The organism is Rhizobium mesoamericanum STM3625, from assembly GCF_000312665.1.
Taxonomy (GTDB): Bacteria; Pseudomonadota; Alphaproteobacteria; order Rhizobiales; family Rhizobiaceae; genus Rhizobium; species Rhizobium mesoamericanum.
On sequence record NZ_HF536778.1, the window covers coordinates 317,266 to 343,346 of the forward strand.

Annotated in this window: 20 protein-coding genes and 1 pseudogene; 1 reads left to right on the top strand and 20 read right to left on the bottom strand. The window is 56.2% G+C overall.

Features of this window, described 5'->3' with window-relative positions; all coding sequences use genetic code 11:
• Positions 1 to 153 precede the first annotated feature (153 nt).
• From BN77_RS30170 to BN77_RS30220, 11 genes are all read right to left on the bottom strand, one after another.
• A complete protein-coding gene (locus BN77_RS30170) occupies positions 154 to 1,218 on the bottom strand; it encodes an ABC transporter ATP-binding protein (RefSeq protein WP_007539464.1) in 1,065 nt (354 codons plus the stop codon).
• Entirely contained in the window at positions 1,215 to 1,997 is a 783-nt protein-coding gene (locus tag BN77_RS30175) for an ABC transporter permease (protein WP_028746900.1), read from the bottom strand. The genes BN77_RS30170 and BN77_RS30175 overlap by 4 nt, the downstream gene beginning before the upstream one ends.
• Positions 1,990 to 2,853 carry an ABC transporter permease gene (locus BN77_RS30180; protein WP_007539468.1) on the bottom strand — a complete coding sequence of 288 codons (864 nt, stop codon included), beginning with the start codon at positions 2,851 to 2,853 and terminating at the stop codon, positions 1,990 to 1,992. Before BN77_RS30180 ends, BN77_RS30175 begins: the two co-directional genes overlap by 8 nt.
• Before the next feature lie 151 nt (positions 2,854 to 3,004).
• Complete coding sequence (locus BN77_RS30185) at positions 3,005 to 4,063, bottom strand: polyamine ABC transporter substrate-binding protein (protein WP_028746901.1); 1,059 nt, start codon at positions 4,061 to 4,063, stop codon at positions 3,005 to 3,007.
• A 730-nt stretch (positions 4,064 to 4,793) separates the two neighbouring features.
• Positions 4,794 to 6,218 (bottom strand): aldehyde dehydrogenase family protein, encoded by a 1,425-nt coding sequence (locus tag BN77_RS30190; RefSeq protein ID WP_007539471.1) that lies wholly within the window; start codon positions 6,216 to 6,218, stop codon positions 4,794 to 4,796.
• Positions 6,219 to 6,501: 283 nt separating this feature from the next.
• On the bottom strand, positions 6,502 to 8,826 hold the full coding sequence (locus BN77_RS30195) for a molybdopterin-dependent oxidoreductase (RefSeq protein ID WP_007539472.1): 2,325 nt from the start codon (positions 8,824 to 8,826) through the stop codon (positions 6,502 to 6,504).
• A gap of 163 nt (positions 8,827 to 8,989) precedes the next feature.
• A complete protein-coding gene (locus BN77_RS30200) occupies positions 8,990 to 10,405 on the bottom strand; it encodes an FAD-binding oxidoreductase (protein ID WP_007539473.1) in 1,416 nt (471 codons plus the stop codon).
• Positions 10,406 to 10,453: 48 nt separating this feature from the next.
• Positions 10,454 to 11,581 (bottom strand): alcohol dehydrogenase family protein, encoded by a 1,128-nt coding sequence (locus BN77_RS30205; protein WP_007539474.1) that lies wholly within the window; start codon positions 11,579 to 11,581, stop codon positions 10,454 to 10,456.
• Positions 11,582 to 11,638: 57 nt separating this feature from the next.
• Entirely contained in the window at positions 11,639 to 13,303 is a 1,665-nt protein-coding gene (locus tag BN77_RS30210; protein ID WP_007539475.1) for a choline dehydrogenase, read from the bottom strand.
• 318 nt (positions 13,304 to 13,621) lie between these two features.
• Entirely contained in the window at positions 13,622 to 14,797 is a 1,176-nt protein-coding gene (locus tag BN77_RS30215; RefSeq protein WP_028746903.1) for an aminotransferase class V-fold PLP-dependent enzyme, read from the bottom strand.
• Positions 14,798 to 14,925: 128 nt separating this feature from the next.
• Positions 14,926 to 15,765 (bottom strand): ABC transporter substrate-binding protein, encoded by an 840-nt coding sequence (locus BN77_RS30220; RefSeq protein WP_007539477.1) that lies wholly within the window; start codon positions 15,763 to 15,765, stop codon positions 14,926 to 14,928.
• A 167-nt stretch (positions 15,766 to 15,932) separates the two neighbouring features.
• Between BN77_RS30220 and BN77_RS30225 the strand changes: the two genes are divergently transcribed.
• On the top strand, positions 15,933 to 16,886 hold the full coding sequence (locus BN77_RS30225) for a LysR family transcriptional regulator (RefSeq protein WP_007539478.1): 954 nt from the start codon (positions 15,933 to 15,935) through the stop codon (positions 16,884 to 16,886).
• A 104-nt stretch (positions 16,887 to 16,990) separates the two neighbouring features.
• Here BN77_RS30225 and BN77_RS30230 read toward each other — a convergent pair whose 3' ends face one another.
• The 9 genes and pseudogenes from BN77_RS30230 to BN77_RS30265 all read right to left on the bottom strand — a co-directional run bounded on the left by BN77_RS30230 (position 16,991) and on the right by BN77_RS30265 (position 26,065).
• Positions 16,991 to 17,458: a RidA family protein gene (locus BN77_RS30230; RefSeq protein WP_007539479.1), complete on the bottom strand. Its 468-nt coding sequence runs from the start codon at positions 17,456 to 17,458 to the stop codon at positions 16,991 to 16,993.
• Between the two features lie 84 nt (positions 17,459 to 17,542).
• Complete coding sequence (locus BN77_RS30235; RefSeq protein ID WP_007539481.1) at positions 17,543 to 18,346, bottom strand: amino acid ABC transporter ATP-binding protein; 804 nt, start codon at positions 18,344 to 18,346, stop codon at positions 17,543 to 17,545.
• Complete coding sequence (locus BN77_RS30240; RefSeq protein WP_007539483.1) at positions 18,343 to 19,284, bottom strand: amino acid ABC transporter permease; 942 nt, start codon at positions 19,282 to 19,284, stop codon at positions 18,343 to 18,345. Before BN77_RS30240 ends, BN77_RS30235 begins: the two co-directional genes overlap by 4 nt.
• A 503-nt stretch (positions 19,285 to 19,787) precedes the next feature.
• Positions 19,788 to 19,906, bottom strand: a pseudogene (locus tag BN77_RS36100) (methyl-accepting chemotaxis protein); the annotation flags it as partial.
• 370 nt (positions 19,907 to 20,276) lie between these two features.
• Positions 20,277 to 21,248: an ABC transporter permease gene (locus BN77_RS30245; protein ID WP_007539487.1), complete on the bottom strand. Its 972-nt coding sequence runs from the start codon at positions 21,246 to 21,248 to the stop codon at positions 20,277 to 20,279.
• Positions 21,249 to 21,250: 2 nt separating this feature from the next.
• Entirely contained in the window at positions 21,251 to 22,270 is a 1,020-nt protein-coding gene (locus BN77_RS30250) for an ABC transporter permease (protein ID WP_007539489.1), read from the bottom strand.
• Complete coding sequence (locus BN77_RS30255) at positions 22,260 to 23,804, bottom strand: sugar ABC transporter ATP-binding protein (RefSeq protein ID WP_007539491.1); 1,545 nt, start codon at positions 23,802 to 23,804, stop codon at positions 22,260 to 22,262. The genes BN77_RS30250 and BN77_RS30255 overlap by 11 nt, the downstream gene beginning before the upstream one ends.
• A gap of 65 nt (positions 23,805 to 23,869) precedes the next feature.
• Positions 23,870 to 24,880, bottom strand: a complete 1,011-nt coding sequence (locus tag BN77_RS30260; RefSeq protein ID WP_007539493.1) for a sugar ABC transporter substrate-binding protein — start codon at positions 24,878 to 24,880, stop codon at positions 23,870 to 23,872.
• A 177-nt stretch (positions 24,881 to 25,057) separates the two neighbouring features.
• Positions 25,058 to 26,065 (bottom strand): sugar ABC transporter substrate-binding protein, encoded by a 1,008-nt coding sequence (locus tag BN77_RS30265; RefSeq protein ID WP_007539496.1) that lies wholly within the window; start codon positions 26,063 to 26,065, stop codon positions 25,058 to 25,060.
• Positions 26,066 to 26,081 lie beyond the last annotated feature (16 nt).

Genomic DNA, 26,081 nt, shown 5'->3' on the forward strand with positions numbered 1-26,081 from the left:
TTAGGTGCCATCACCTGCTCGCAGACTTATTCTTACGATTAAATGCCAAACGACACCCGGAGGCGAATGGGATCAAAGTTTGCATGGTCCGGTCCGGTTCGTTCGGGCAAGAGAGCTGACATCGGCATTTTCGCGAGGCCTGCCTCCCCCGCCTTACTGGCTCAAAACGCGTGAGTCCTTGCCGTTCCACGCGAGCCAGATTTTGCCGCCACGAGATACCGTGACGGGAAGCATTTGATTAGCAGGCCTCAGGGCCGTCACAAGTTGTGACTGCCCTGGCAGGCGGACCAGTACGTTTTCGTTCTGGCCGTGGTAATTGACTTCCTCGACAACACCCTCGAGACAATTGTCGAAGTCTGCCGGACGGTCGTTATAAAGGCGTATCCACTCCGGTCGGATCGAATAGGTCACCGTCCCAACTGCATCGACGTCGCCCGTAAGCTCACCGAGCTGCTGGACTCCGATCTTTCGGCCTTTTGCGACGCCGTCAAAGAAGTTCGTACGCCCAATGAAGTCCGCGACAAATTTAGAAGCTGGCCGTTCGTAAAGCTCGGCGGCGGTTCCGACCTGTTCGATCTTGCCGGCACGCATGAGTGCGATGCGGTCGGCCATAACGAGCGCCTCCTCTTGGTCATGGGTAACGACAACGAACGTCAGTCCCATCTCATGCTGCAGGCGCTTGAGTTCCAGTTGCATTGCTTCGCGGAGCTTTTTGTCCAGTGCTCCAAGAGGCTCATCCAGGAGCAGGACTCGCGGCCTCATGACCAACGCCCGCGCAAGGGCAACACGCTGTCTTTGTCCGCCGGATAGCTGGTTCGGACGGCGACCCGCCATGGTGGTCAGATGGGTAGTTTCGAGTATCTCTGCGACCCTCTGTTTAATTTCAGCCGAGGGTAGCCTTGCCATTTCAAGACCATAGCGCACGTTCTGCTCGACGCTCATGTGTGGGAACAGCGCATAGGACTGGAACATCATGTTGATAGGGCGACGCCGGGCTGGGACGTTTGTCATGTCCTTGCCATCAAGGAGAACTTCGCCAGAATTTGGCTCGACAAACCCCGCGACGATGCGCAGGAGCGAAGACTTGCCGCAGCCGGAAGGACCCAGCAGCGCAAAGAACTCGCCCTCTGCCAAATCGACGGAGACATTGTCGATCGCGGTGTAGTTGCCGTACTTGAGGACAATGTTGTTGAGTTGGATTACTTTGGGTGTGGTCATAGGTCTTCGAAGACCCCCTTATTGAACCGCTGAGCGGCGAATACCAAAAGAAAGCTGATAGCCAGCGTCAGAGCGGCAAGAGCGTTGATGTCGGGCTTCACGCCAAACCTTAGCATCGAGTAGATGTGCATCGGAAGCGTCTCCGATGCGCTGGAAGAGCCGGCGGTGAAGGACGCGATCATGTATTCGTCGAACGACATCGTGAAGGATAGTAGCGCACCTGCGACGATGCCAGGCATGATCAACGGCAGCGTCACTCTCCGGAACGTCGTGAAGCTTCCGGCACCGAGGTCGGTGGAGGCCTCCAATAGCGACGAGTCAAAACCGTCAAGGCGGGCCCTGACAATGGCAGTGACGAACGCAATGCAGAAAACTACGTGCGAGATGACGATGGTGTGAAGTCCAAGCGTCAAATTGACGAGAACAAAGAAGCTCAGCAGTGAAATTGCCAGGACGATATCCGGGATGACCATGGGAGTCAGTAGAAGGCCGTCAAGGAGAACAGAGGGTCGCATCCGCTCAACCCCGAGCGCCAACATCGTACCAATGATGGTTGAAAGCAGCGCCGCTGTCCCACCAACGATCAGCGTATGGATCATCGGACGAATAATGTTTTGATCATTTGCCAGTTTCACGTACCATTGAAGCGAGAAGCCGCCCCAGACCGTAGGCAAACCCGAGGAGTTGAAGCTCAGGACAACGAGGATGAGGATCGGCACGTAAAGAAACGCGAGCGTCGCACCGAGATGAATGAAGAGAAGTCTATTTTTGTTACGCAACCTCCTGCTCCTTCTCGACGTTCCGGACACCCTGCTGTATTCGGGCTTGAATAGCGAGCAGTGCCAACATGATGGTTATAAGGACCAGAGCTAGCGCAGATCCGAACGGCCAGTCACGCGCAGACGCGAATTGATCCTGAATAAGATTGCCGACCATCTTCATTCGTCCACCACCAAGTAACTGCGGCGTGACGAAGTTTCCGATCGACAGCACGAAAACGAAGACGCCGCCCGCAGCGATGCCGGGCATCGTAAGCGGGATGGTTACGCGGCGAAGCGTTTGCCACGCACTTGCACCAAGATCCTCGCTCGCCTCGGTCAGCTCCGGGTTGAGGCGCTGAATAGACGCGAACACCGTCAGAATGACGAATGGCAGATAGTTGTAGACGAAACCTATGACAACCGCCGACTCGTTGTAGATCAGGGTCAACGGCTCGTGGATGATCCCAGTGGCCATCATGACCTGGTTCACGATGCCTGCGCGGTTGAGAAGTACAATCCAGGCATAGGTTCTGATCAGGTAGTTGCTCCAGAAAGGGAGGATAACCAGAAACAGAAGCGGCATCTGCCATCTTCTCGGAGCGCGCGAGATCGCGAGCGCAGCGGGATACCCAATGAGCAGAGATATTAGGGCAGACTCAATGGCGATCCGTGCTGACCGTATGAAAATCTCAAGATAGAGCCCGTTGAATGCGCGGACGAGGTTCTCGAGATTGAAGTTCGGGATGACACCACCGTAGGTGCCCCGCTCCATAAAGGCGTACGCCAGTACAAGCGCGCAGGGGATGATCAAAAAGAACATCCACCACGCGAGACCGGGCGCGGCCAGCAGATATGGACCCAGTTTCCTGTTCATAAGATTTGTTCCCATGCTGATCCGCGAACGTCGGAGACATTGCTCAATCGGCACCAATTTTTTGCATAAAGCCGGTCGAAACCGCGGCCGTGACCTCGCCTTTCAACCTTGGCAATCGGGAACGGAGTCAAACTCCGTCCCCGCAAGGCGGTTACTGAGACATGATCTCGGTCACGAACTTCGAAACGCGCGGCGCATCCGGGCCGAGATCGGAAAGTATCTCGTTCTTCAAGAGGTCCTGAGCGGACATCTGAAGCGGTGGGTACTTCTTAATGAGTTCGGGATCGACCGAGTCCATCGCTGCCTTATTGGGAATTTTGTAAAGCAGCTGCGTAGTCATCCACGCATGGTGGTCAGCTTCGAGGATGAAATTGATAAACTTCTCCGCGGCCTCTTTATGCTCTGCCTTCTTGGGAATGACGAAGCCGTCGACGAAGGTATCGGTGCCCTCCTTCGGTATGACATACTTAAGGTTATCGCCACCGCCGTCGCGCATGGCCATTGTGCACCAGGCTTCCCAGGTTGCCGCCGCAACGATCTCGCCCGAAACCAGACGGCTTCCCATGGTGAAGTTATCGAACGCGAGAGCGTTCTTCTTGGCTTCAATGAGCAACGGACGAATCTTTTCTAGAGCTTGTTCGGAAACGTCGTTGATCGAGAGCCCGCTCACCAGTTGAGCCGGCTCCAAGAACCAGCGCTCGTCGGGTACGAGAGTGAACTTGCCCTTCATCTCATCGTCGGGCTTGAGAAGATCGTTCCAGCTGACGGGCTTCTTCTTGAGCATATCGTCGCGATAGCAAATGCCGAAGGTTCCCCAAGCGTAGGGAACGGAGTATTTAAGACCCGGGTCGAACGCCAGCTTCTCAGCTTCAGGGTATAGATTCTTCATATTCGGAATCTTGGAGTGATCGATTTCACTCAGCATGTCGAGCTTCTGGAGCGCAGTCACAAACGGCGACGAGAAGATAATCGCGTCGAACCCAGTGCCGTTCGATGCCATCAGCTTGCCCATACCCTCCTCGTTCGTTGCGACTTCAGTGAGATCGACGTGGATACCGGTGGCAGCTTCGAACTCTTCGAAAATCTTAGGTGGATAGTATCCGCTGAACGTCATGAAAGTGATCGTTTCTGCCGCGTTCGCAGCACCAACAGACAACGCGATTACGCTCACGGCTGTGGTGACGGCCATTTTGACGCTGCTCAACATCATTTTTCTCCCGTGTTTTGTCGAACAAGCGGGTCAGAACCGCCGATCGAACTAGTCAATGTCCCCTGCGTACGCTATCCGACCATTTACATACTAATCAGAAGCTTTTTTGAACGCGCTAGTCAGCTTAGCGCTGATTACCTGAATGTCAACTATCTTAAAGGAGGATTACTGCGCTTCGGGAAACATGGTTTAGCCTCCAAGTCGGTTATGAAAACCGTCCCGGCAGCATGTCTCCACACAACGATCATCAATCATCGATGCAGGCGTAAGCACGCAGATGGCGGGGCTTGCGGCCGCAATCCACTGATAGGAGTTTGCTATCCACGAGCAAGCGTATGCCGGCTCCTTTGTCAGCTACGCCTAGTTGACATCATGCTTCATTTTGGTCTCGATGGGGATAAGCTGGCGATAGATGCCATCTCAACCTTGACGACCTCCATGGCAAACGGAGACGGCGATATTTTCGAGATGACCTAGTTGATGCATCATTGCCGTTCGAGACGGGACAGAGGAAGCGAGCCCGATACTCCGAAGGTCTGGTTTCCCGAAATTAGCTCGAACGATCAAGAGGCAACACCAAGTTCTTTTGGACGAGAGCGGCCAAAGCCTCCAACCTCCGAGAGACGGTATGAATCCGGGAATGGCTGGGCTTCCTACTATAACTGTGTACTGACGAAGCATAATACGTCAGGGGCCCGCCACGCTTCATCAACCCGCTTGGCTCGTCTGCCTAGCCGTGGCCTACGACGGCTTTGACCTCGAGGAAGTCATGAAAGCCATATTCGCCGTTCTCGCGCCCGTTGCCTGATTGGCGGTAGCCACCGAACGGAGCCATGGGATCAAGATCGGGGGAATTCACGAATACCGATCCGGCCCGGACTTCCCTGGCTAGACGTTGAACTACATCCATGTCTTTCCCGGTGATGTGCGCAGCCAGGCCGTAGACGGTATCGTTTGCGATTCGGATAGCGTCATCCAGATCGTCATAGGCTATGACGCTCAGCACTGGGCCGAAGATCTCCTCGCGATAAACCGTCATCGATGGCTCGACATTCGCAAAAATCGTCGGCTTCACATAGTACCCGGCCTTAAGTCCGTCCGGACGTCCTAACCCGCCAGTGACTAGGCTGGCACCCTCGTCGAGCGCAGTGAGTATTAAATGTTGTACCCGTTCAAACTGATTTTTGTTTATGACCGGCCCAAGCGTCGTCTTGGGATCGGCCGGCGAACCGATAACGTTCCTCTCAGCCGCGGCGGCTGCGAGTTTGAGGGTTTCCTCCACGCGACCGCGCGGAACCAGCAGACGAGTTCCAGCGTCGCAGGCCTGACCGTTGATGAAGAAGCAGCCTGCAACAGCACTCTCGATAGCGGTCGGGAAGTCCGCGTCATCCAGGATAATGTTTGCAGACTTTCCACCAAGCTCAGTCACGACACGTTTTATGGTATCGGCTGACGCCTTTCCGATCTGGATACCGGCTCGGGTCGACCCCGTAAACGAGACCATGTCAATCTCCGGGTGCGTTGAGATCGCATCCCCGACCGTATGACCTTCGCCGTTAACGAGATTGAATACACCCGCAGGCACCCCGGCCTCATCCAAGACCTCGGCAACAAGGACAGCATCAAGCGGAGTGAGCTGGCTCGGCTTCAACACCATGGTGCAGCCGGTTGCAAGTGCCGGCAAAATTTTGGTGAAGATCTGCCCGATCGGCCAATTCCACGGGGTTATCATGCCCACGACACCAATCGGCTCCTTGTAGACCGTGGTTGTCCCGAGCTTCTCGGCGAACTCGAACTTCCTGAGAATTTCGATGGTGGCAGCAGTGTGGGCTTTGCACCAATCGATCAGAGCGGTGCCGCTAATCGATATCGGCATGCCCACCTCTTGAGTGACGGTTTCGGCGAACTCCCGCTGCCGACGCTCAAAGATCACTGCAATGCGTTCCAGAAGGGCGATACGTTCCTCGACGGAAGACTTGGAGTAACTTGCAAACGCTCTACGAGCTGCCTTTGCCGCGCGATCTACATCCTCCGCCGACCCCATCGCAGCACGGGCGTAGGGCGTTTCGGTAGCGGGATCGATTAGATCGCTCATTTCGGCGGATGCGGGTTCTACCCATTTCCCATCGATGTAGAACAAACTCGCAGTTTTCATGATGTAACTCTCCATTGCTGCTCACGAGCGACGTGACGTTGCAGCTACCGCTAGATAGCTTCATACTCATGGGTATCTTTACATGCCAATCAGTTGAATGTCTATATTGCGGGGGAGGCCTGTACTCAGTATCCAATAGACGGCCATCTTCTAGTGATGCCCCCTCGAAGACATTTGCCGCGGTAGCGACGGATGCTATCAAACGGAACCTGCCCTCAAAGCCTCTATGCAACCAAGAGCCATTTCACAGAAGCCGCCTTGACCAGCCGCGAGCGATTTCTGATCAGGCCTTAGATACGCAAGTTGTAAATACGGGAAGCTCGAAAGCGGTTACCTCGGGCAAAGGGCCGTTGAATAGCTCAATTTCCACAAGGCACGACTGAGCCACCGTCGCCTGGGTCATGGAGGACGAACCGACGTCAAGCGTTAGAACATTCGGGTTGCCATGCTTCTCCAGCGGGTTGCCGTCGCCCCAATTTTCGGGATCGAACCATGCGCCGGTCGCCATGACGGCAACGTTCTCTGCAAGATCTTGCGTGACTTTCACGCCGGCCAGACATGCACCGCGATCGTTGTAAATCCGAACAATATCATTCTCACTGATGCCCCGTACCTTCGCGTCTCGAGCGTTCATAAGGACTGGTTCTCTCCCCTTGATTTTCCCCTCCCGACTATATGGTGAGTGGTCGAGCTGGCTATGCAACCTGCGTCGCGGTTCCTGAGTCAGGAGATGCAACGGGTATCGAGTCGCCTTATCGCCCCCCAGCCACTCGAAGGGCTCTATCCAGGTGGCCTGTCCAGGGCAATCGCTGTAACCGAAGCCATCGATTTCGTCTGAAAAGAGTTCGATGCGATGCGACGGAGTGTTGAGGGGATGCTCGTCTGGGTCCGCCCTAAATTGCTCAAGAAGAATAACAGGACCTCCGGGCGAGGGAAACTCTACTCGCCCCATCTCCCAAAACTCGTGGAATGACGGAAGCGGTATCTGGCTGCCGACGCGTGACCTGAAATCGTCGTACATATGCTCCAGCCACTGATCCGCCGTGCGCCCCTCGGTGTACTTTTCACCGACGCCCATCACGGACGCGATACCTGCAAAGATCTCGAAGTCGCTTCTGGACTCCCCAACGGCGTCTTTTATCTTCCGCATCGCGACCAGTTGACCCTCTCGTGAGGCAAAACCAAGATCATTTCGCTCCAAAGCTGTATTAACCGGCATGACGATGTCGGCCGCCTTTGCGGTGCTCGTCCAGAATTGCTCGTGAACGATTATGGTCTCGGGCTTCTGCCACGCTGTCATCAGGCGGTTCAGGTTCTGATGGTGATGAAAGGGATTTCCTCCTGCCCAATAGACCAGACGGATATCTGGATATTCGTAAGTGCCTCCGTCATAGTCAAACCTTGCGCCAGGGTTCATCAGCATGTCGGAAATCCGGGCAACGGGGATGAATTCCTCGACGGAGTTCGCTCCCTGCGACAATCTCGGTCCCGAAACCCTGAGTTCGCTTGAACCGATAGAGTTCAATGTGCCGTAGCCGAGACCGAAACCACCGCCGGGCAGTCCTATCTGACCAATATGAGACGCCAGGGTTACTAAAGCCCAGTAGGATTGTTCGCCGTGGCTTTGGCGTTGCAGAGACCAAGACGCATTTATCATTGTCTTGGAGCCGGACATTTCTCTTGCAAGCGACCTAATCCGGCTAGCAGGCACGCCCGTTATCGTGGAGGCCCACTCGGGGCTCTTTGGCAATCCGTCTTTCCTTCCGAGAACGTACTCCCGCACTTGCGCCGCGCCGGTGCAATAGCGCGCGAGAAAATCGCGGTCCTCAATATTGTCCGATAACAATACGTGGATCAGCGCAAGCATCAACGCCACATCGGTATTCGGCCTGATAGCTATCCATTCTGCATCTCCATCGATGTCCTGACGCAGAGGACTAATGTTGATGAAGCGGACATTACGCGACCGCATGAGCGCGAGCGCATCGCGTACCCGGTGACGGCTCGGGCCTCCAGCTGTCATTTGTGTGTTTCTGAGAGGAATGCCGCCGAAAGCAACGAAAAGATCGCTGTTATCGGCGAGTGTAGCCCAGTCCGTATGCTGATCGAGGAGATATTCCATCGGCGCGATGATGTGCGGAAGGATGACTGATCCCGCGCCGTAACTGTAGGAATCCTGACCACGGACATACCCGCCAATCACGTTGAGGAACCGGTGAATCTGGCTTGATGCGTGGTGGAAGCGGCCGGCACTTCCCCAGCCATAAGAGCCACCGAAAATCGCCTTGTTGCCATAGGTCTCGGTGACGCGCCGGAGTTCAGCACCGGTAAGCTCAAACGCTTTATCCCACGAGACTTCGACGAAACGATCACTCCCTCTGAGGTCTGTTCGAGACCCCGGGCCATGTCGCAACCAGCTTTCGCGAAACGCCGGCCTACGGATGCGAAGTGCCTCGACGTCCACGCTGAGCTGATCGAGACCGATTGGGCTTGGGTTCGCGTCCTTCTCCCAAGCCAAGAGCTGAGGCTGCCCTTGAGTGTCTCGGATAACGCGATGCATACCCCAGTGTCCAAGGGCGTACAACGGGCTTCTGTCACTGGATACCATGCTACCTCCTCCTTAGCCTGCGCGTGCGTTTGCGATGCCTTTTCGCAGATCGTATTTTGGTCGCGGTCCCGCGGCCAAGGCGGCAACGATCGTCAGCTGCGTCTGCTGATGGCCTTGACGCCAAACCTTCAGCGGCGGCAACGCGCTTGTTCCGGACTCCGGCTTAGCTCGGCGCAACCACTTTGCCGGGGTTCATGTATCCAGTCGGATCGAGCGCATCCTTGATCTTCTTCATTGTCGCGACTTTTGTAGCATTGCCATATTTTGCAAGCAGATGCAGTTTGACCCGGCCAATGCCGTACTCGGCACTGAACGAGCCTCCTGTCGAGGCAACCAGATCGTAGATGAGCGGCGACACGGTTAGCTCAAATTTCTTCTTGAATTCCGAGGGCACGGCATTTGCGGGCGGGACGACATTGAAGTGCACGTTGCCGTCTCCGACGTGACCATAAATCGAAAGGATTGAATCCGGCGCGTTAGAGAGCACGAGTTGCGATGCTTGCTCGATGAAAGTGCCCAGCCGTGAGGTTCGAATAGAGATATCGTGTTTCACAGAACCGCCGTTCAGGACCTCGCCTTCCGGTATATTCTCCCGAAGGTGCCAGAAGTGATTCCGTTGTTCCTCGCTGGAAGCAACCGCGCCATCCACCACAAGCCCTTCGATCATCAGCTCTTCCAACAAGGCGTCCAAAGCGCCCTTTATGTCGAGGAGGTGAGACGAAGTCGCTGCTTCTAGAAGGACGTAGTGCTCGGAGGGTGCCGCAAGTGGGTGACGGAGGCTCGTGCGCTTGGCAATCAGCAGTTCCAAGGAGTTTCGAGAAATATATTCGAACGAGGTAATCGATTCACCGGTGAACCTTTGAGCCCTATCCAGCAACTTCGGAAGTTCGGATACGTCGGCGATAGCAAGAAAAGCCGTGACAATGGTCCTCGGCTTTCGCGCAAGCTTCAACGATGCGCCAGTGATGATTCCGAGCGTTCCCTCTGCCCCGATAAACAGCTGCTTCACGTCATAACCGGAATTGTTCTTCCTGAGCGGGCTGAGATCAGTCAATAGCGATCCGTCTGGGAGAACGACTTCGAGGCCCAGGACGATGTCCCTGGTCATGCCATATTTTATGACCGCAATTCCCCCCGCGTTGGTCGAGATGTTTCCCCCGATTTGACACGATTGCTGTGAGCCTAGGCTAAGTGGGAACAGCAGGTCTTTATCAAAAGCCGCCTCGTGTAGCGTACTAAGTATACAACCAGCGTCTACGGTCATTGACAGGTTGCCGGCATCGACTTCCCTCACCTTGTTCAGCCGTTCGAGACTGACCACCACCTCGCTTCCACTGCGATCGGGCGTGGCGGCCGTGCAGTAGCTAGTGTTGCCCCCTTGCGGAACAATTGGAACCCGGTGTTTCAACAGTGTTGAGGCGATAAGTTGCACCTCTTCCACGCTGCGCGGCCGCAATACTGCATAAGTACGTCCAGAATAGAGCTGGCGGAAGTCAGTGACGTACTTGCTGATAATGTCTTGGTCGAGCACTACGATTTCGGGCGGTAAGCTTGCAACGGCTGTTTCGGTAGGGTTCATGATTTTCTCACGCGAAGTGCGTCTGTCTTTGCACTCGTGTCGTTCCTGTTACGGAACGATAACGAGCTTGCCTACGTGGTTACGCTTGAGCAACTCCGTTTGGGCTAGCGCCATTTCCTGAAGCTGATAGGTTCTCTCGATCAAAGGCTTGAGTCTGCCAGCGACTACATGATCGATTACCGCTTTGAAGGTGTCGGGCGTCGGGCATGTGATGCCGAACATCTCCAAATCTTTGTAGATCAGGTCCCGAAGATCGATGGACTGTATCGGGCCCGCTAGAGCACCCGCGGTGGTATAGCGCCCGCCCCGGCGAAGCAGTTTGAGGCTGTCGGTAAAGAAGGGCCCACCGACAACATCGGCGATAACGTCGATGGCACGGTCCCCTGCGATCGCCTCGATGGCTTCGCGGACATTTTCCTTCTCACGTGCCACGAAATGATTCGCACCGAGGGCACGTAGTCGTTCTTCTTTAGCAGCTCCCGCGATGGCGATAACCTTAGCGCCACGGATCAGGGAAAGCTGAACGAGTGCAGTACCCACACCTCCAGCGGCTCCGGTAACAATCACGGTTTCACCTTCTTGCAATCGTGCTCTAACAAGCATCTCCTCCGCGGTATCGTAGGACGTCGGAAAGGTTGCAAGCTCTGCATCCGAGAGGTGTGATTGGATCGCGTGAGCGTTTTCATCGTGCACCACGGTATATTCAGCGTACCCCCCGTCCCTCTCGCCGCCGAGATAGGCGACGAGTTGTGCACGGTTAGGCAGTGAGAGATCGCGAACCTGCGGGTCGATAATCACACGTTCGCCGATCCTGCTTTCCGCAACAGCTACTCCTACACCTGCAATCGTACCGACCACGGCAGCGCCCTGGATTCTCGGAAATACTATTGTCTCTTCTTTCCAAGTACCGCGCGTGCTCGTGTCCCCTCTTGCATCGCCCGCTCCTTTCAGTCCGACATCTTCGGAAAGGCTCTCGTTCACCTCGCGATCGTACCATCTGGTGCGAAGATTGATGTCAGTGTTATTCATTCCGCAAGCACCGACGCGTATCAATACCTCTCCACGACCGGGCTTTGGGACGGCGACGTCGTCTCGATATTGAAGCTTGTCGATTCCTCCAAAGCCAGTAAGGACAACGGCACGCATCTTTTCCGGAACCTTATTTGTCTTGATCATTAAATGTCTCCCACTTGGCGTGATCGCTGGAGTGCTTGCTTAACGAAAGTTGCGCTGTCACCGCTGGCTACTTTGCCAATCAGGGTTCACCCAATACGGTTCGTTAGACGGGCTAAGTTGCGGTCGGCCGAGACAGAAATCCGCTGCTCGGTCACCGATCATGATCGCGGTCGCGTTCAGGTTGGACGTCACGATCACCGGCATCACAGAACTATCTGCGACTCGCAGCCCCTCGATTCCATGCACTTTGAGCTCGGGGCTCACCACCGCGTTGGGGTCGTCCGCTCGTCCCATACTGCATGTGCTGGAGATGTGGTAAGCGGTGGTGGCGCGATGCCGGATCCACTGGTCCAGCGCTTCCTTACTCTGTACGTCTCTTCCTGGTTCGATTTCGGCGCCTCGGAATTCGTCAAACGGGGGCGAAGCTATTAACTCGCGAACCAACCCGATCCCCTCGCGAAACGTTTCCATGTCACGATCGTCCGAAAGATAGTTGAAATGCAGGACGGGCTTGTCCGAAGGATCAGCGGTGCGGAGGCTTATACTCCCACGGGCATGGGACGTCTCCAAGGTACAGTGCACCTGAAACGCCTCCTCCGGATAGGGCTTGTAGTTCGAGTGCGAAATGCTGAGCGGAAAAAACTCAAATTTCAAATTTGGCTTCGAGATGCCGGGGCGGCTGCGGACATATGCGCTGACCTCAAATTGGTTGCTTGCGGCTACGCCCCGTTTGAATAGAAACCAATTTATCCCAACAAATGCCTTCCGAGGCCATTCCGCGCTCCGCCTTAGACTGATAGGCTGCTTGCATCGGTACTGGATTGGCAGATCGAGATGATCTTGAAGGTTCGCTCCCACCGCACTTCTATCGTGAACCACAGGAATACCATTCTTGCGGAGTTGCTCTGCAGGGCCGACGCCGGAGAGAAGCAAAATATGAGGCGACCCGACACCCCCTGCGCAAAGAATGACTTCGCGGCGAACGCGAAAGTCTCTCGGCCCGTTTCTAGTGCAGCATCTGACGCCGACCGCCCGCCTTCCCTCGAAGAAAACCCTTTCAACGGGATTGCCAGAATTGATCGTCAGATTCGGCCGGCTTCTCACAGCTGCGCTTAGGAATGCGGCTGCGGAACTGTTTCGCCGACCGTTGACGATCGTCTGCTCGGCCACGGCAAAGCCCTCATGCTGAGGTCCATTGGAGTCGTCTGACAATGGATATCCGAGAGCTTTGCCGGCATCTAGAAACGCTTGGTTCAATGGGTTTGAGGGCTTGGGGCGAGTTACTTCCAGCGGTCCACTTCTTCCTCTATAGCGGTCGTCGCCGGCTTTGGCGGTTTCCATTCGCATGAAATATGGAAGCACATCGGCATAGCCCCAACCCGTGCATCCGTTCTCATCGCGCCAACTGTCGTAATCTTGAGGATTTCCCCTCGTGTAGACCATTCCGTTGATCGCGGAGGAGCCGCCCAAGACACGTCCTCTGGGGTGTGTTATTCTCCGGCCCTCAAGGCCTGCTTCTGCTTCTGACTGGAAGTTCCAATTATACGTAGTGGCGTTCAGGAGGCCGTCGACTGCAAGCGGCATGCGGATCTGCCACGGGTTCGCGTCCGGACCTGCTTCAACCAGCAGGACGTCCACGGAGGCGACCTCACTCAATCTAGAAGCTAACGCGCATCCGGCCGAGCCACCGCCTACAACGATAAAATCGTATTCCTGCTGCATAGGTTTTCGCTCCAGATACCCCGGCCGAATCACGATTACAAGCCGCGCAAACTAAACGGTATGTAATTAGACCAAGTAGTATATCGAGCATCGGCGAGCGTCAAGATAGTCTGGTGTGGTTGGCAAGCTTTTGCCAAGACGGGCAAAGATGACCGAGCAGACTGTCCTGCCCTGCTCGGTCTCTGGGGGAACCCTTCAGTCCGGATCCTAAACAGCGGTGATCTGATAATCCGTGTTCTTAGGGTCCTTGGAGTGGAAGTGGGCCTGGACCACGTCCAGACGATCAAGGCCGCTCAGCGATGACCGTTTAACAGCTCTTTACCCAGCATAAGACTGCGACGCGCTCCGTAGCACGTCGAAAACCGACGAGAGTTCGTCGTCATTGCTGTAGCAGTGAGGAGAAAAGCGGATTGCATCGTTTCTTACGCTGCACTTTATGCCGGCGGAATTTAAGCGCTCGAACAAGACACTCGTCGGGATAGCCGAATTCCTGACCAAAATGATGCCAGATTGGGATTGGGGCGGCCAATCGCTCATGACGTTGTATCCTGCACGTTTCGCCTGCGTCCGGATCTTGTTTCCGAGTTCCATGACGTAGTCCTCGATCTGCTTCATGCCGATGGAGTCGATCTCTTCAAGTCGACGGGCAAGACCGAAAACACCGGGACCATTTTCGGTGCCAGGCTCAAATCTCCTAGCGTCCGGAAGAAAATCGAGCACGCGATGGAACGAAAACGCGTCGTTCACGCTCAGCCAACCCACTATGCTTGGCCGGATGCGAGCGAATGCCTTCTCGGAGAAGGCGATGAAGCCGATTCCAACTGGGCCGAGCATCCATTTATGTGCGCTCACAGCGAGCACGTCGACCCCGTCCGCCGCCATATCGATGTTAAGCACTCCAACTGATTGCGTACCGTCCACCACCAAAAGCGCGTCGAATTCGCTGCAGATCTGCGAAAACGCCGCAAGATCGACACGGAACCCGCTGTAGAATTGGACATGACTCACCGCCACCAGCTTTGTCCTAACGTCAACGAGCGGGCGAAGGTCATCAGGAGCCAGCGCTCCATCACGCGCTTTCATCTTACGAACTTCGACGCCGTGTCGGGAAAGCGATTCCCAGATTAGGTAGTTCGATGGAAACTCTAGTTCCGGCACAACGATGTTGTCACCAGCGTTCCAGTCAATACCCAATGCGACGAGCGATAGACCATGCGAAGTGTTTTGAATGTAGGCAACCCGGTCGGCAGTTGAGCCTACGAGCTTTGCTGCGAGGCGACGGCCCTCATCTCGTGTCGGCCCGCTTGCGACCGTAATCCCGGACGTATCCAGGGTATGGAGCGCCGCCTGCCGAGCAATAGCATCCCTCACGCCGATCGAGATAGGGGACACGGCCGCATTGTTCCAGTAAATGCATTTTTCAACAATCGGATACTGCGCGCGGATATTAGCGAGCTCAGACTTGTCGAGCTTTATGTAAGCATCAGCGTTCATAGTGACCTCAGTCCAAAATGCACCCAGAATCTCCATAGGTTCTGTTGTCTCGTGAGCGCGGGCGCAGCAGACCATGCCGAAGCGTTGGGGACAGCGAGCGGACTCGTGAGAATCCGCTCGCCATCGTGTCATTCCGCAATCTCATTGACCGACGTGATGATACGGGACTTCTCGACCGCCGCGAGAGTCATGCCGTATTTATCAAGGATAGCCTTGTACTCTCCATTGGCGATTAGTTGCTGAAAGATGGCTTGCATCATTTCGGCGGTCGCCTTATCGCCCTTCTGGACGGCAACACCTAACGGCAGTATGTCGTAGACACCCGGGGCCACGACGAGCTTTCCCTTGCTTGTCTGCTCGTAGTACCCTGCTGCTGTGGAATCGTCGAAGCGGGCATCGACCCTACCGGTTAAGACCGCTTGGATCGTGTCTTTCTGCTCGGGAAAGATCAACTTTTCGATTTTCGGCAGATTGGATTTCGTGCAGCTCTCGCTGAGCTTGTCGGCCGTGAAATCGGCGGCCGAGCCTGTCTGGACTGCAACTCGCATGCCACAGAGGTCTTGAGCGCCGGAGATGCTATCCTTCTTGTCTGGAAGCACCATTGCCACGGTCCCGGACTGGAGAAACGTGACGAAGTCGACCTGCCTCAAGCGATCTTCTTTAACAGTGAAGGTTGCCCAGGCGACTTTCACTCTTCCAGCTGCCAGTGAGGGAATTTGGGACGCAAACGGTATCCGCTGAATATCGAGCTTGACCGAAATGAGCTTTGCAGCCGCATTCGCCAAATCTACGTCCAATCCTGCCGGCTGACCGTTAGGATCGACGAACTCGAAGGGCGCGTAGTCCAGGCCGCTCGCTATGCTGAACGTGCCCGATGACTTGACGGAGTCGATCAGCGGAATCTCCGCTCCGACGGCGTTTTGCACAAGCGCTGCTGCGAAGAAAATTCCAAGATGCGCTGCCTTCATGATGATCCCCTTTTATCTGATCGGTGGCGTTGGCACCATGAGGAGACCACATCGTATGATGTGAATCGAATTGAAAATATGCATTGACAACATGAGCAAGATTCATTGCTAATTTGGGCGCCACCGTATAGCTGTCGACCTTTAATGCGTCTTTCCAGGGTTGCTGCATGACCGAGTTCTCCCTCAACCATATCGATCTTAACCTACTGAGAACGTTTGATGTCCTTATGCGGGAACGGAGCGTAACGAGATCCGCCGACCGGCTCGGACGGACGCAATCCGCTATAAGCCATGCACTTGGCAGACTTCGCGAAGTTTTTCAGGATGAGCTCTTCACTCGAGAGTCCGGGATTATGGAGCCCACCGCCCGGGCGAAGGAGTTGGCTGAGGTTATCTCCCGCTCTCTGCATGAAATCCGGATTGCTGTTGACCGGCATCTGAATTTCGACCCGTCGACCACATCAAGGAATTTCCGCATAGGACTGTCCGACTATACCGCGATCACCTATCTGCCGGCATTGATCGAAACATTCTCGAAGCTCGCCCCGAAGGCATCCTTGAATGTTGTTCACGCCAGAGAACCGGATGCCCTCGGTTCATTGAAGAGCCGCGAAGTGGAGTGCGCGGTCCTTGGCAACGCCAGGCTCGATGCTGAGAATTTCGAGGTTATGGAGCTTTCGCGGGATCCAATGGTGTGCGGCGGCTGGAAGGGAAATTCAGCCTTCACCAACATGACGTTGGATCGCTATCTCACGTCGCCACACCTTCAAATATCAGCGGACGGAATTGCGGCGGGGGTAGCGGACATCACATTGCAGCGGCTCGGTCTTAATAGGAAAGTCGTTGCAACCATACCTCATTACCTGGTCGCTCCCTGGGTCATGAAAGGCACCAACCTGATTTCCGTATTTGGTGACGGTGTGCTGCTTGCCCTCACGGAAGAGAGTGAGACTGTAATCGTTCCTCCACCAATGGCCCTTCCCGATGTCACGATTTCGCTGATCTTCGACAAGGCAAATGAACTCGACCCCGGGCACCGATGGTTCCGCGACTTGATCAGAACCGTTTCCGAGAAGCAGAGGATGCTGAAACAGGGCGTGTACAAGCGTCTGGAGCTTTAACAGCCGGCGTGACGAAACCGCACATCGTTGCAGCTCGCCAACGCAAAGCCCCTATCAAGCGATCTTCGTGCGAGATCGGAGGTACCGTTTCATTAGGCAGCGAGTTAATGCAGTTCAAACAGCGCTTCGACCTCAACAGCGGCCTGCAATGGCAGGGAAGAAACGCCAATTGTGCTTCGCGTATGGCGCCCTTGCTCGGCAAAAATTTCAACAATGAGGTCGGAGGCACCGTTCATGACGCGTGCGTGCTCTGAAAACGAAGGGGATGCCGAAATGAACCCGCCCAGTCGAACAACCCGCTTGATTTTATCCAGGCCCTGAAGTGCTTGCTTGGCTTGAGCCACGACATTTATTGCGGCCGCTCGCGCGGCAAGGATGCCACTTTCAACCGAAACATTATCCCCGAGTGAGCCTGTCGCCACAAGCTTCCCGTCCGGCGCCAAACACAGCTGCCCCGAGATATAAAGGAGTTTTCCGATCTGATGCGTCGCAACATAGCTCGCCACCGGTTTCGGCGGTTTGGGCAATTCAATACCCAGTTCGACGATGCGCTGTTCGAAAGACGAAGTCATATGTAGACCCTATGATGTGGACCGATTAACCGACTTAATTCCGGCAATTCCGATCGACGGTTCGGACTAACCGGTTCACTGTCGTCAACGGACTCGTGCCAAAAATTCTCGTGTCCGTGGAGACTGAGGATTGGCAATCATTTCCCTCGGGTCGCCCGCCTCAACGACGACACCGCCGTCCATGAAAATCAGTTGATCGCCCACCTCTCGCGCAAATCCGATTTCGTGCGTGACGACCACCATTGTAATGCCCTCACGCGCCAGGCCTTTCATCACCTCAAGCACCTCGCCCACCAGTTCTGGGTCAAGGGCGGATGTCGGCTCATCAAACAGCAAAACCTTTGGGTTCATCGCGAGCGCCCGGGCGATGGCGACCCGCTGTTGCTGGCCGCCCGACAACTGTCTTGGATACGCGTCCCGCTTATCGGCAAGGCCCACTCGCTTAAGCAGTTCGATCGCATTAAACGTTGCCTGATCGACGGGCTCCAGCTTCACCCGTACAGGAGCCTCAATCAGATTTTCGAGCACAGTCATGTGAGGAAACAAGTTGAACTGTTGGAACACCATCCCGATTTCGGCACGGCGCTTGCAAATCGTACTCGGCGTAAGTTCGTAGAGTCTATTTCCCTCAAGGCGGTAGCCAACAAAGTCTCCGTCGACAAGCATCAAACCGCCGTTGATTTCTTCCAGGTGGTTGATGCACCGCAGGAATGTGCTCTTTCCGGATCCAGATGGGCCAATGATGCACGCAACCGTTCCCGCAGGTACCGTCATGTCAACGCCCTTGAGGACCTCGAGATGGCCATAGGATTTACGGATGCCCTTGGCGTGGACCATTGTCGTTGGTGCGATTCCAAAGCGATCATGGTGGTTTCCTGATCTGGTCATGCCAGGATCTCCTTCTGGCGCATCTTTATCAGGCTGCCGAAGATCACCTTCGTGATGCTCGGATTGCTGCGCCGCTCATCCCGGCTGAAGTGTCTTTCCAAATGGAATTGCCCCACGGACATGACCGACACCACCGCGAGGTACCAAAAGGATGCGACGAGAAGCAGGGGAATGGTTTCAAAAGTCCGGGCATATATAGATTGCGCGGAGTAAAGCAGATCCCCGACCGCGATAATGCTGACCAGAGATGTGGTCTTCAGAAGGTTGATCGTCTCGTTACCGGTTGGCGGAATAATCATCCTCATTGCTTGCGGAAGAACGATCCTTCTCAATGCCAGGTTGGGCTTCATGCCCAGACATGCCGAAGCCTCATATTGGCCCCGGTTAACCGACTTGAGCCCGCTCCTCACAATCTCTGCCATATAGCCGGATTCATGCAGAGACAGCGCAACAATGGCCGAGACGAGCGGCGTCATGACGTCATTCGTTGGAATGGAATACACTGTACCAAGACCCGGCAGCCAGAGCGTCAAGTTTTTCACGACTATCGAGAGATTGTACCAGAGGATCAGCTGAACCAGCGCCGGCGTGCCTCGAAAGAACCACACGAAGATTGCTGCAGGGGCAGAAAGCAACCTGCTTTTGGAAAGCATCATCAATGCAGCAATGGTCCCCCCGATGGCGGCTAGGATCATCACGACCAGCGTAATCAGGAGCGTTTGCGCAAGACCATCGAGTATGAGCGGATTGAACAGATACTGTCCAGCGACTGGCCATTGGAACTCGGGGTTAGAAATTGCAGATCTCGCTGCCGCGGCAATCGACACAGACACCACGATGATCGCCGTCCATCTCCAGGGGTGTTTAAGTGGGACGATAACCATCGGCTCTGGGTCAAAACCGTCGACCCTCTGTGCTTCGGACTGCTTACGTGTCATACCTGTCCTCTCCGCTTTGCGCGTAGCCGGTAGCGCGCCAATGCAGCGAGTAGTCCCGGCGTGTCGCGTTATTCCCTTAGTGTTGTGTCTGCAATCTGAGATCGGCGGTCCAACAACCACCCAAGCCCGAAGCTGCAGTCTTCCGCGTGGCTGTTCACGCATGCGAGTTTCATGCGCCTAGCTGTGGCACTCAATGAGTTTCGTTTCACCAGCAGCCAGATCCAAGGACGCCGCTCACGCTCGGAAAATGGACAAACCCGCACGCACCCTGGACTGATCTGGCCGAATTGATAGGTAACGTCTCCTCAATATCTATTGCCTCTTGTGCATTCTGAGACGGCTAAGCTATTCAATCAAATTAATAATGCGCATCATCAAAATGAGCCGGATGCATAAACTGTCACGCTAATCGTGTTGCTCGCCGTGAACCGCTGTCAGCGGCTTCTCGCCTTCGCTTGCGAAAGGTCCTCAGTGCCGTCGAAGCGGAAACTCCGTGACGATCCGCCGGCGGTCACTTCGTCGGTGGAATTGCGGATCAGTTCCTTGATCTCTCGTGCCGCCTGGGCCGATCGTTAGCGAGTTCCCGGATCTCCTGGGCAACGGCGGCAAAGCCCCTGCGGGCCTAGCCGGCGCCGCCAAACACTTGCTGGGTGCCAACGAGGAACGCAAAGCATTACGAGGTCCAGCAATGCCAATTTCCGGGAAGAGAAGTTGCAAGACCCGAAACGCCTCTTCGAGCTGATGGGCCTGCCAGAGGTAAGCGAGCATGCCTTGTTCGTCGTTGAGCAGATTGCTGAACATCTTGAACACGGAGCCACGTGAGGCAAATCCGATCACCGCCAGCATGGCGGCACTTGGCGAAGACAGCCCAGCCTACGCGCGGCCCCCAGCATACCACCGTGTTACTCGGCTTAGATGGAGAAGGCGTATGCTTCGCGGTCTTGGTGGTCAACGCCGATTTTGACAATGGAGGAGCTGGCCGCGCCTACCGTTTAGCTGGCCTTTCGTGTCGCAAAGCTGAGCGCCAGGACGAGAAAGATCAAGGTGCCCGTTCCAACCTGCTGCCAGTAAAAATTCAGGCCGCTCAAGAGCAGGCCGTTTGCGACGATAGCAAGCAGCAAAACGCCGAGTACGGTCCCCACGATATTGGGGCGACCGTGGATATGGATGGTTGTCCCTATGAATGCGGCGCCAACGGAATTGAGCAAAAATGCGTTGCCTGAATTGGGTACGTAGACTGTCACGGTCGAGGTCAGGACCAGGCCTGCCACCGCTGCGATGACGCCGATCAGGACATAGGTTCCTGCAAGAATGAGGCGCAGCGGCAGCCCGGAATAGCGCACAATATCGGCTTGCACGCCTGCGGCAACGACCGCGCGGCCGAACCGGCTCTGCGAAAGTAGGAAGGCGGCGGCCGCCGCCGTGGCGAGCGCGATGATCAGCGGCACCGGGGCACCGAGGATCGTGCCATGCCCGATAGCACGGAAAGAACCCGGTATCGCATTTTGCGGGAGGTAGATCGGGTTGCCGCCATTGGTGAGCAGCTGCTGAATGCTGCGGCCGACAAAGAGCGTGCCAAGCGTCGCAAGAAAAGGCGAAAGGCCTGCCCAGGAAATAAGGATCGCGTTGAACACACCGACAAGCGCTCCCGCGGCAAGCCCGCCTAAGGCCGCAACACCGACGGAATGGCCAGTCAGCACCAATGACACGAGAGCGAGGCTGGAAAAATCGATCGCCGCGCCGATCGACAGATCGATACCGCCGGAAGCCACGGCGAAGGTCATGGCGACGGCTACGATTGCCAGCAAGCTGAAATTGTTGGCAAGCAGGCTTGAAAGATTGCCAGCTGTCAGGAAGCTCGGCGCTAGCGAGGCAAACAGCCAAAAGACGCAGATCAGCGCGATGATCAGAGCCGTTCGGCCGCCGAGCGCGACAACATTCCTGGAAAGAGATTTGGTCGCCATGGTCAAACGTCCCTGCGAATAAGTGTCGTAACCGATACGGTCAGCAGGATCAGTACACCCTGGACGCCGCTGACCAGCGTGCTGGAGAGATTGAGGAGCTGAAAGCCGTTGAGAAGAACACCGACGAACAAAGCCGATAGCAGGGTGCCGCCGACGGTCGGAACAAGTCGGCGGGAAAACACCGATCCGAGCAGCGCGGTGACGACCACAGGCAGGAGCATCTCGCCCGAACCCGTGCTTGAGCCACTGAGATATGCTGTATTGAGGATGCCGGCGAGACCACCACAAAGACCGCTGATCAGGAAGGCTGCGGCGAGATAGGCCTTCACCGGAATGCCTGCGGAGCGCGCGGCTTCCGGAAATTCACCAACCGCATAAAGTCGCAGCCCATAACGCGTGCGCTGTACGAGAAGAGACATCGCCAGAAAAAAGGCAATCAGCACATAGCCAAGCACCGGGATACCTAAAGGCCCCTGGGAGGAAAGGGCTGTGAGCACATCGCTGGAGGCAGGAATGACCGTGTTTTCGCTCAGCACAAGCTCGAGCCCGGCAATGACATTCATGACCGCCAGCGTCGCCAAAAGAGGCACGATGCCAATCCCGGCCACCGCAATCGCGTTTACCGCGCCGACCGCAAGGCCGGAACCGAGCGCCGCGATCACGGCGGCGCCGTCACCGTAGCCTGCCTGTATCAAGCTCGCGTAAATGGCTGCACTAAGACCCATGTTGGCGGCGAGCGAAAGATCGATGCCGCCGGTCACGACATTCGGACCTCCCGCTATCACGACGACCGTGAGGCCTATCGCCAGAACCCCGGTGATTGCCGTCTGCCCCAGGATGTTGCCGATGTTGAACACCGAAAGGAAGAAGGGCGCCGAAACGGAGAATATGACGAGGATCGACAGAAAGGTTATCAAGGCGCCATAACGCAGCAAAGTGGTAGCGAGCCCGGTCTTTTGCTGAGGCGTCTCCGGTTCCGCTCCGGAAACGGGAGCCGCGTAGCGTTCGATATCAATTGACATGACGCAACCTTTCCCGAGCGCCGGTGGCCTCGGCCAATATGTCGTTTGCCGTGGTGTGGCTGGATTGAAGCTCGCGCGTGACGCGCCCGCGGAACATCACGAGGACCCGATCCGTCATGCCGACGAGTTCATCGAGATCGGTGGAGAGAAGGATGACGCTTGCTCCGCTCGAAACGAGGCCGGCGATCAGTGCATAGATCTCGGCTTTTGCGCCGATATCGACGCCCACTGTGGGTTCGTCCAGCAGATAAAGGTCGGTGTCGCGAGCCAGCCATTTCGCTATCGCCACCTTCTGCTGATTGCCGCCAGAAAGTGACCGGACTAACGCCTCTCGCCCATCAGCCTTGATCTGAAGCTTTCGGACGAGTTTATCCGTCTCCCCTGCTTCAGCCTTCCTGTCGAGCCGGCCGAACCGCAAGAATCGGCCGAGGCTGGCGATGGTCACGTTTTCTCTCACACTCATATCGAGTGCCACCCCGTGGCGACGACGATCCTCCGGGACCAGGGCAAATCTTGCCTTGGCCGCGTCTCGCGGCGAGGCAAGTCCGACGTTACGATCTTCGTGGACAATTGTCCCCGATGTTGCGCGTTCCAGCCCAAAGAGGACACGCATCAGGTCCTTGGCACCCGATCCTAGGAGCCCGGTGATTCCGAGCACCTCACCGCGGCGCAAGCTGAAGGAAACCGGCTCGAACTTGCCTGTCACCGCCAGGTCTTGCACGCAAAGAAGGTCCTGGCCGAGGCGCACCTGACGAGCGGGAAAGAGATCACCTGTCTCGCGCGCTATCATCAACTGCCCGATTTCCTCGGCAGAGGTTTCGGACAGGGCAAGCGTCGCAACATCACGGCCATTTCTCAAAATCGTGACGGTCTGGCAGATTTCTTCGATTTCTCTGAGGTAATGAGAGATGTACAAGATTGTGACGCCTTCGCCGGCGAGCCGCCGGATCAGCCGAAACAAAATATCGGCCTCCTGGCGCACGAGCGCTGCTGTTGGCTCATCGAAAACGAGAAGCTTGGGCTTGCGGATCAATGCACGAGTGATCTGGATGATTTGCTTTTCCGCCGTGGTCAGCTCCGAGATCAGCACGTTCGGAGGCAGTTCGATCTCGAAATAGAACTTGAGCAATCGCGCAGCTTCATGTCGCATGCGCCGACGATCGAGAAAGGGTGTTGCCCCAAGGCTTGGTTCGTCACCGAAGAAAAGCGCTTCCCCGACAGTGAAGCTTGGCGGCAGGAGCCGATCCTGGTGGATAAAATGGATGCCAAGTTCTTCCGCAAGCTTCGGGGTCAACCGGGTGTGTGTCGTGCCATCGATCTCTATTGCGCCATCGTCTGGCTGGTGGAGACCGGCGAGGACCTTGATCAGTGTGGATTTGCCAGCTCCGTTTTGGCCGACCAACCCGTGCACTGTTCCCCTTTTTACAGTCAGTCCCGCGCCATCAAGAGCGCGCGCTCCGCCGAAGGTCTTGACGATCTGGCTCAGCTTGAGAATGTTGGCAGAGTCAGTTTCCGCTCTGATAATTTGGCTCATATTGCTGCTCCAAACGCTGAACGATGGCCGCGCCTTCGAACAGAGGCGCGGCCTGGCCACTAAAGTCAGCCGATGCCAAGCTTTTTGGTGACCTCGCCGACATTCGCCTTATTGGCGAGAAGGGCCGGCACGTAGGTTTCGTGTGGCAGTTTTTCGCCAGAAAGCAGGCGGGCAACGTTGCGAATGGCGGTGCGCCCGAGTTCTGCTGGTTGCTGTGCAACGTCGGCTGCGGCTGGAGATTTGGGGTCGGCAACCAGCTGGAGGACTTCCGGGCTGCCATCGACGCCATAAGTCTTGATCTCGGTTCGCCCAGCAGCCACAAGAGCCTGCGTTGCGCCAAGCTGCGGCACATCCCAGGCCGACCAGATCGCTTTGATCGAACCTTTATTCGGATAGCGATTGAGGATCGCGGTGACCTGGGTAAAGGCATCTTGGACGGTATTAGGGATGACATCGCGCAGTTCCGGCTTGATAATCTCCACCTTGGGGAAGTATTTGACGACGTTTACGAGCTGATCGTAACGGATCGCGCAAGGCGTGACGCCGTAGAAGCCGTTGAACACGACGATCTTGCCTTCGCCGCCGATATCGGACACGAGCTGCAGGGCGAGGTCCTTGCCGAGACCCCAGTTATCCGAGGTCGAGTTGTTCAGTGAATAGGTGGAGCCGACGTCGATGGTCAAAACCGGTATGCCTGCATCGCCGGCCTTCTTGAGCCAGGGGTCGATGACCGTCAGCGTTCCAAGAAGCTGGACAATGGCGTCCGGATTCTGCCCGATAAGGGTCTGGAGCTGCGAAACGAGTTTGCCGTCGTTGCGCCCAGCATCCACGGCGATTGGCTCACCACCCAGCCGCTTTACCTCCTCGATCTGGGCATTGTAGGCCTGGAGGTCGAAAAAGTGGTCAGTGCCGGCGGCGCTGATGCCGATACGCTTGCCTTTGAGCGGCAGGTCTTCGTCAGCCAGTGTCGGACGAATCCCGACCGCTGCGGCACCGGCGGCCGCTGCGCCCGCCAGTGCGGTAAACTTCAGAAGGTCGCGGCGACCTAGACCTGAGCCGAATTTTTCAGTCATCATTTACTTCCTTTGATTGTGGGTTGCTTTGGCTGTTGGGGATGCGAGGCGGAGATCGTGGCAGTTGCAGCTAGCAAGGCCACCATCGTTGTCTCGCAGCTTCAAAAACGACGGGCTGTCGATCGTTAAGAGACAAGACGACATATTGCGGAAGCACTGGAATACCGTCTCAGCCCCGACTTAATGCAGGCCGAGTTTCTCGATGACTTCTTTGACGTTGTCCTTGGTCGCAAGTATGGACGCAACATAGGTCTCCCGCGGCAAGGTCTCGCCGGCCAGGACACGGGCGACATTGCGGACCGCGGTGCGCCCAAGTTCGGCCGGCTGCTGGACGACATTGGCGACAGCAGGGGAGTTTGGATCGGCGAGCAGTTGCAAGGCTTCGGGGCTGCCGTCGATGCTGTATGTTTTGATATCCGTGCGGCCGGCAGCCACGAGAGCCTGTGTGGCTCCCACTTGAGGGATATCCCAGGCCGACCAGATCGCCTTGATCGAGCTTTTTTCCGGGTAGCGGTTTACGATGGCGGTGATCTGGGTGAAGGCATCTTGAACGGTATTGGGGATAACGTCGCGTAGCTCCGGCTTGATGATCTCCACCTTCGGGAAATACTTGATCACATTCACCAGCTGATCGTAGCGGATCGCGCAGGGCGTGACCCCATAGAAGCCGTTGAAGACCACGATCTTGCCCTCGCCGCCAATGTCCGAGACCAGCTGCAGAGCGAGGTTTTTGCCGATTTCCCAATTGTCGGATGCCGTGTTGTTAAGCGAGTTCGTCGATCCGACGTCCAAGGTCAGGACGGGGATGCCGGCATCACGCGCCTTCTTCAGCCATGGATCGATAACCGTGAGCGTGCCGAGCTGCTGGACAATGGCGTCGGGCTTCTGCGCGATCAGTGTCTGAAGCTGGGAGATGAGCTTGCCGTCGTTGCGCCCGGCATCAACGCCGATCGGAACGCCGCCGAGGCGCTTCACCTCCTCGATCTGGGCGTTATAGGCCTGGAGATCGGCGTGGTGGTCTGTGCCCACGGTACTGATGCCGATGCGCTTGCCCTTAAGAGACAGCTCGCCGCTTGCCAGGCTGGGCCTGGCGCCGACCAAAGCGGCACCGGCGACCGTTGCGCTGGCAAGCGCGCCCAGTTTCAGGATTTCACGGCGGCCGAGACCGCGATCTGCACTTTCCATCATGGATATCTCCTACAGT

Bases quoted from the DNA above. Each gene is read 5' to 3' on its own strand.
- BN77_RS30170 (WP_007539464.1), bottom strand. From the start codon at position 1,218: ATGACCACACCCAAAGTAATCCAACTCAACAACATTGTCCTCAAGTAC.
- BN77_RS30240 (WP_007539483.1), bottom strand. From the start codon at position 19,284: ATGACACGTAAGCAGTCCGAAGCACAGAGGGTCGACGGTTTTGACCCA.
- BN77_RS30245 (WP_007539487.1), bottom strand. From the start codon at position 21,248: ATGGCGACCAAATCTCTTTCCAGGAATGTTGTCGCGCTCGGCGGCCGA.
- BN77_RS30225 (WP_007539478.1), top strand. From the start codon at position 15,933: ATGACCGAGTTCTCCCTCAACCATATCGATCTTAACCTACTGAGAACG.
- BN77_RS30215 (WP_028746903.1), bottom strand. From the start codon at position 14,797: ATGAACGCTGATGCTTACATAAAGCTCGACAAGTCTGAGCTCGCTAAT.
- BN77_RS30185 (WP_028746901.1), bottom strand. From the start codon at position 4,063: ATGATGTTGAGCAGCGTCAAAATGGCCGTCACCACAGCCGTGAGCGTA.
- BN77_RS30230 (WP_007539479.1), bottom strand. From the start codon at position 17,458: ATGACTTCGTCTTTCGAACAGCGCATCGTCGAACTGGGTATTGAATTG.
- BN77_RS30220 (WP_007539477.1), bottom strand. From the start codon at position 15,765: ATGAAGGCAGCGCATCTTGGAATTTTCTTCGCAGCAGCGCTTGTGCAA.
- BN77_RS30255 (WP_007539491.1), bottom strand. From the start codon at position 23,804: ATGAGCCAAATTATCAGAGCGGAAACTGACTCTGCCAACATTCTCAAG.
- BN77_RS30250 (WP_007539489.1), bottom strand. From the start codon at position 22,270: ATGTCAATTGATATCGAACGCTACGCGGCTCCCGTTTCCGGAGCGGAA.
- BN77_RS30210 (WP_007539475.1), bottom strand. From the start codon at position 13,303: ATGCAGCAGGAATACGATTTTATCGTTGTAGGCGGTGGCTCGGCCGGA.
- BN77_RS30265 (WP_007539496.1), bottom strand. From the start codon at position 26,065: ATGATGGAAAGTGCAGATCGCGGTCTCGGCCGCCGTGAAATCCTGAAA.
- BN77_RS30180 (WP_007539468.1), bottom strand. From the start codon at position 2,853: ATGAACAGGAAACTGGGTCCATATCTGCTGGCCGCGCCCGGTCTCGCG.
- BN77_RS30205 (WP_007539474.1), bottom strand. From the start codon at position 11,581: ATGATCAAGACAAATAAGGTTCCGGAAAAGATGCGTGCCGTTGTCCTT.
- BN77_RS30195 (WP_007539472.1), bottom strand. From the start codon at position 8,826: ATGGTATCCAGTGACAGAAGCCCGTTGTACGCCCTTGGACACTGGGGT.
- BN77_RS30200 (WP_007539473.1), bottom strand. From the start codon at position 10,405: ATGAACCCTACCGAAACAGCCGTTGCAAGCTTACCGCCCGAAATCGTA.
- BN77_RS30235 (WP_007539481.1), bottom strand. From the start codon at position 18,346: ATGACCAGATCAGGAAACCACCATGATCGCTTTGGAATCGCACCAACG.
- BN77_RS30190 (WP_007539471.1), bottom strand. From the start codon at position 6,218: ATGAAAACTGCGAGTTTGTTCTACATCGATGGGAAATGGGTAGAACCC.
- BN77_RS30260 (WP_007539493.1), bottom strand. From the start codon at position 24,880: ATGATGACTGAAAAATTCGGCTCAGGTCTAGGTCGCCGCGACCTTCTG.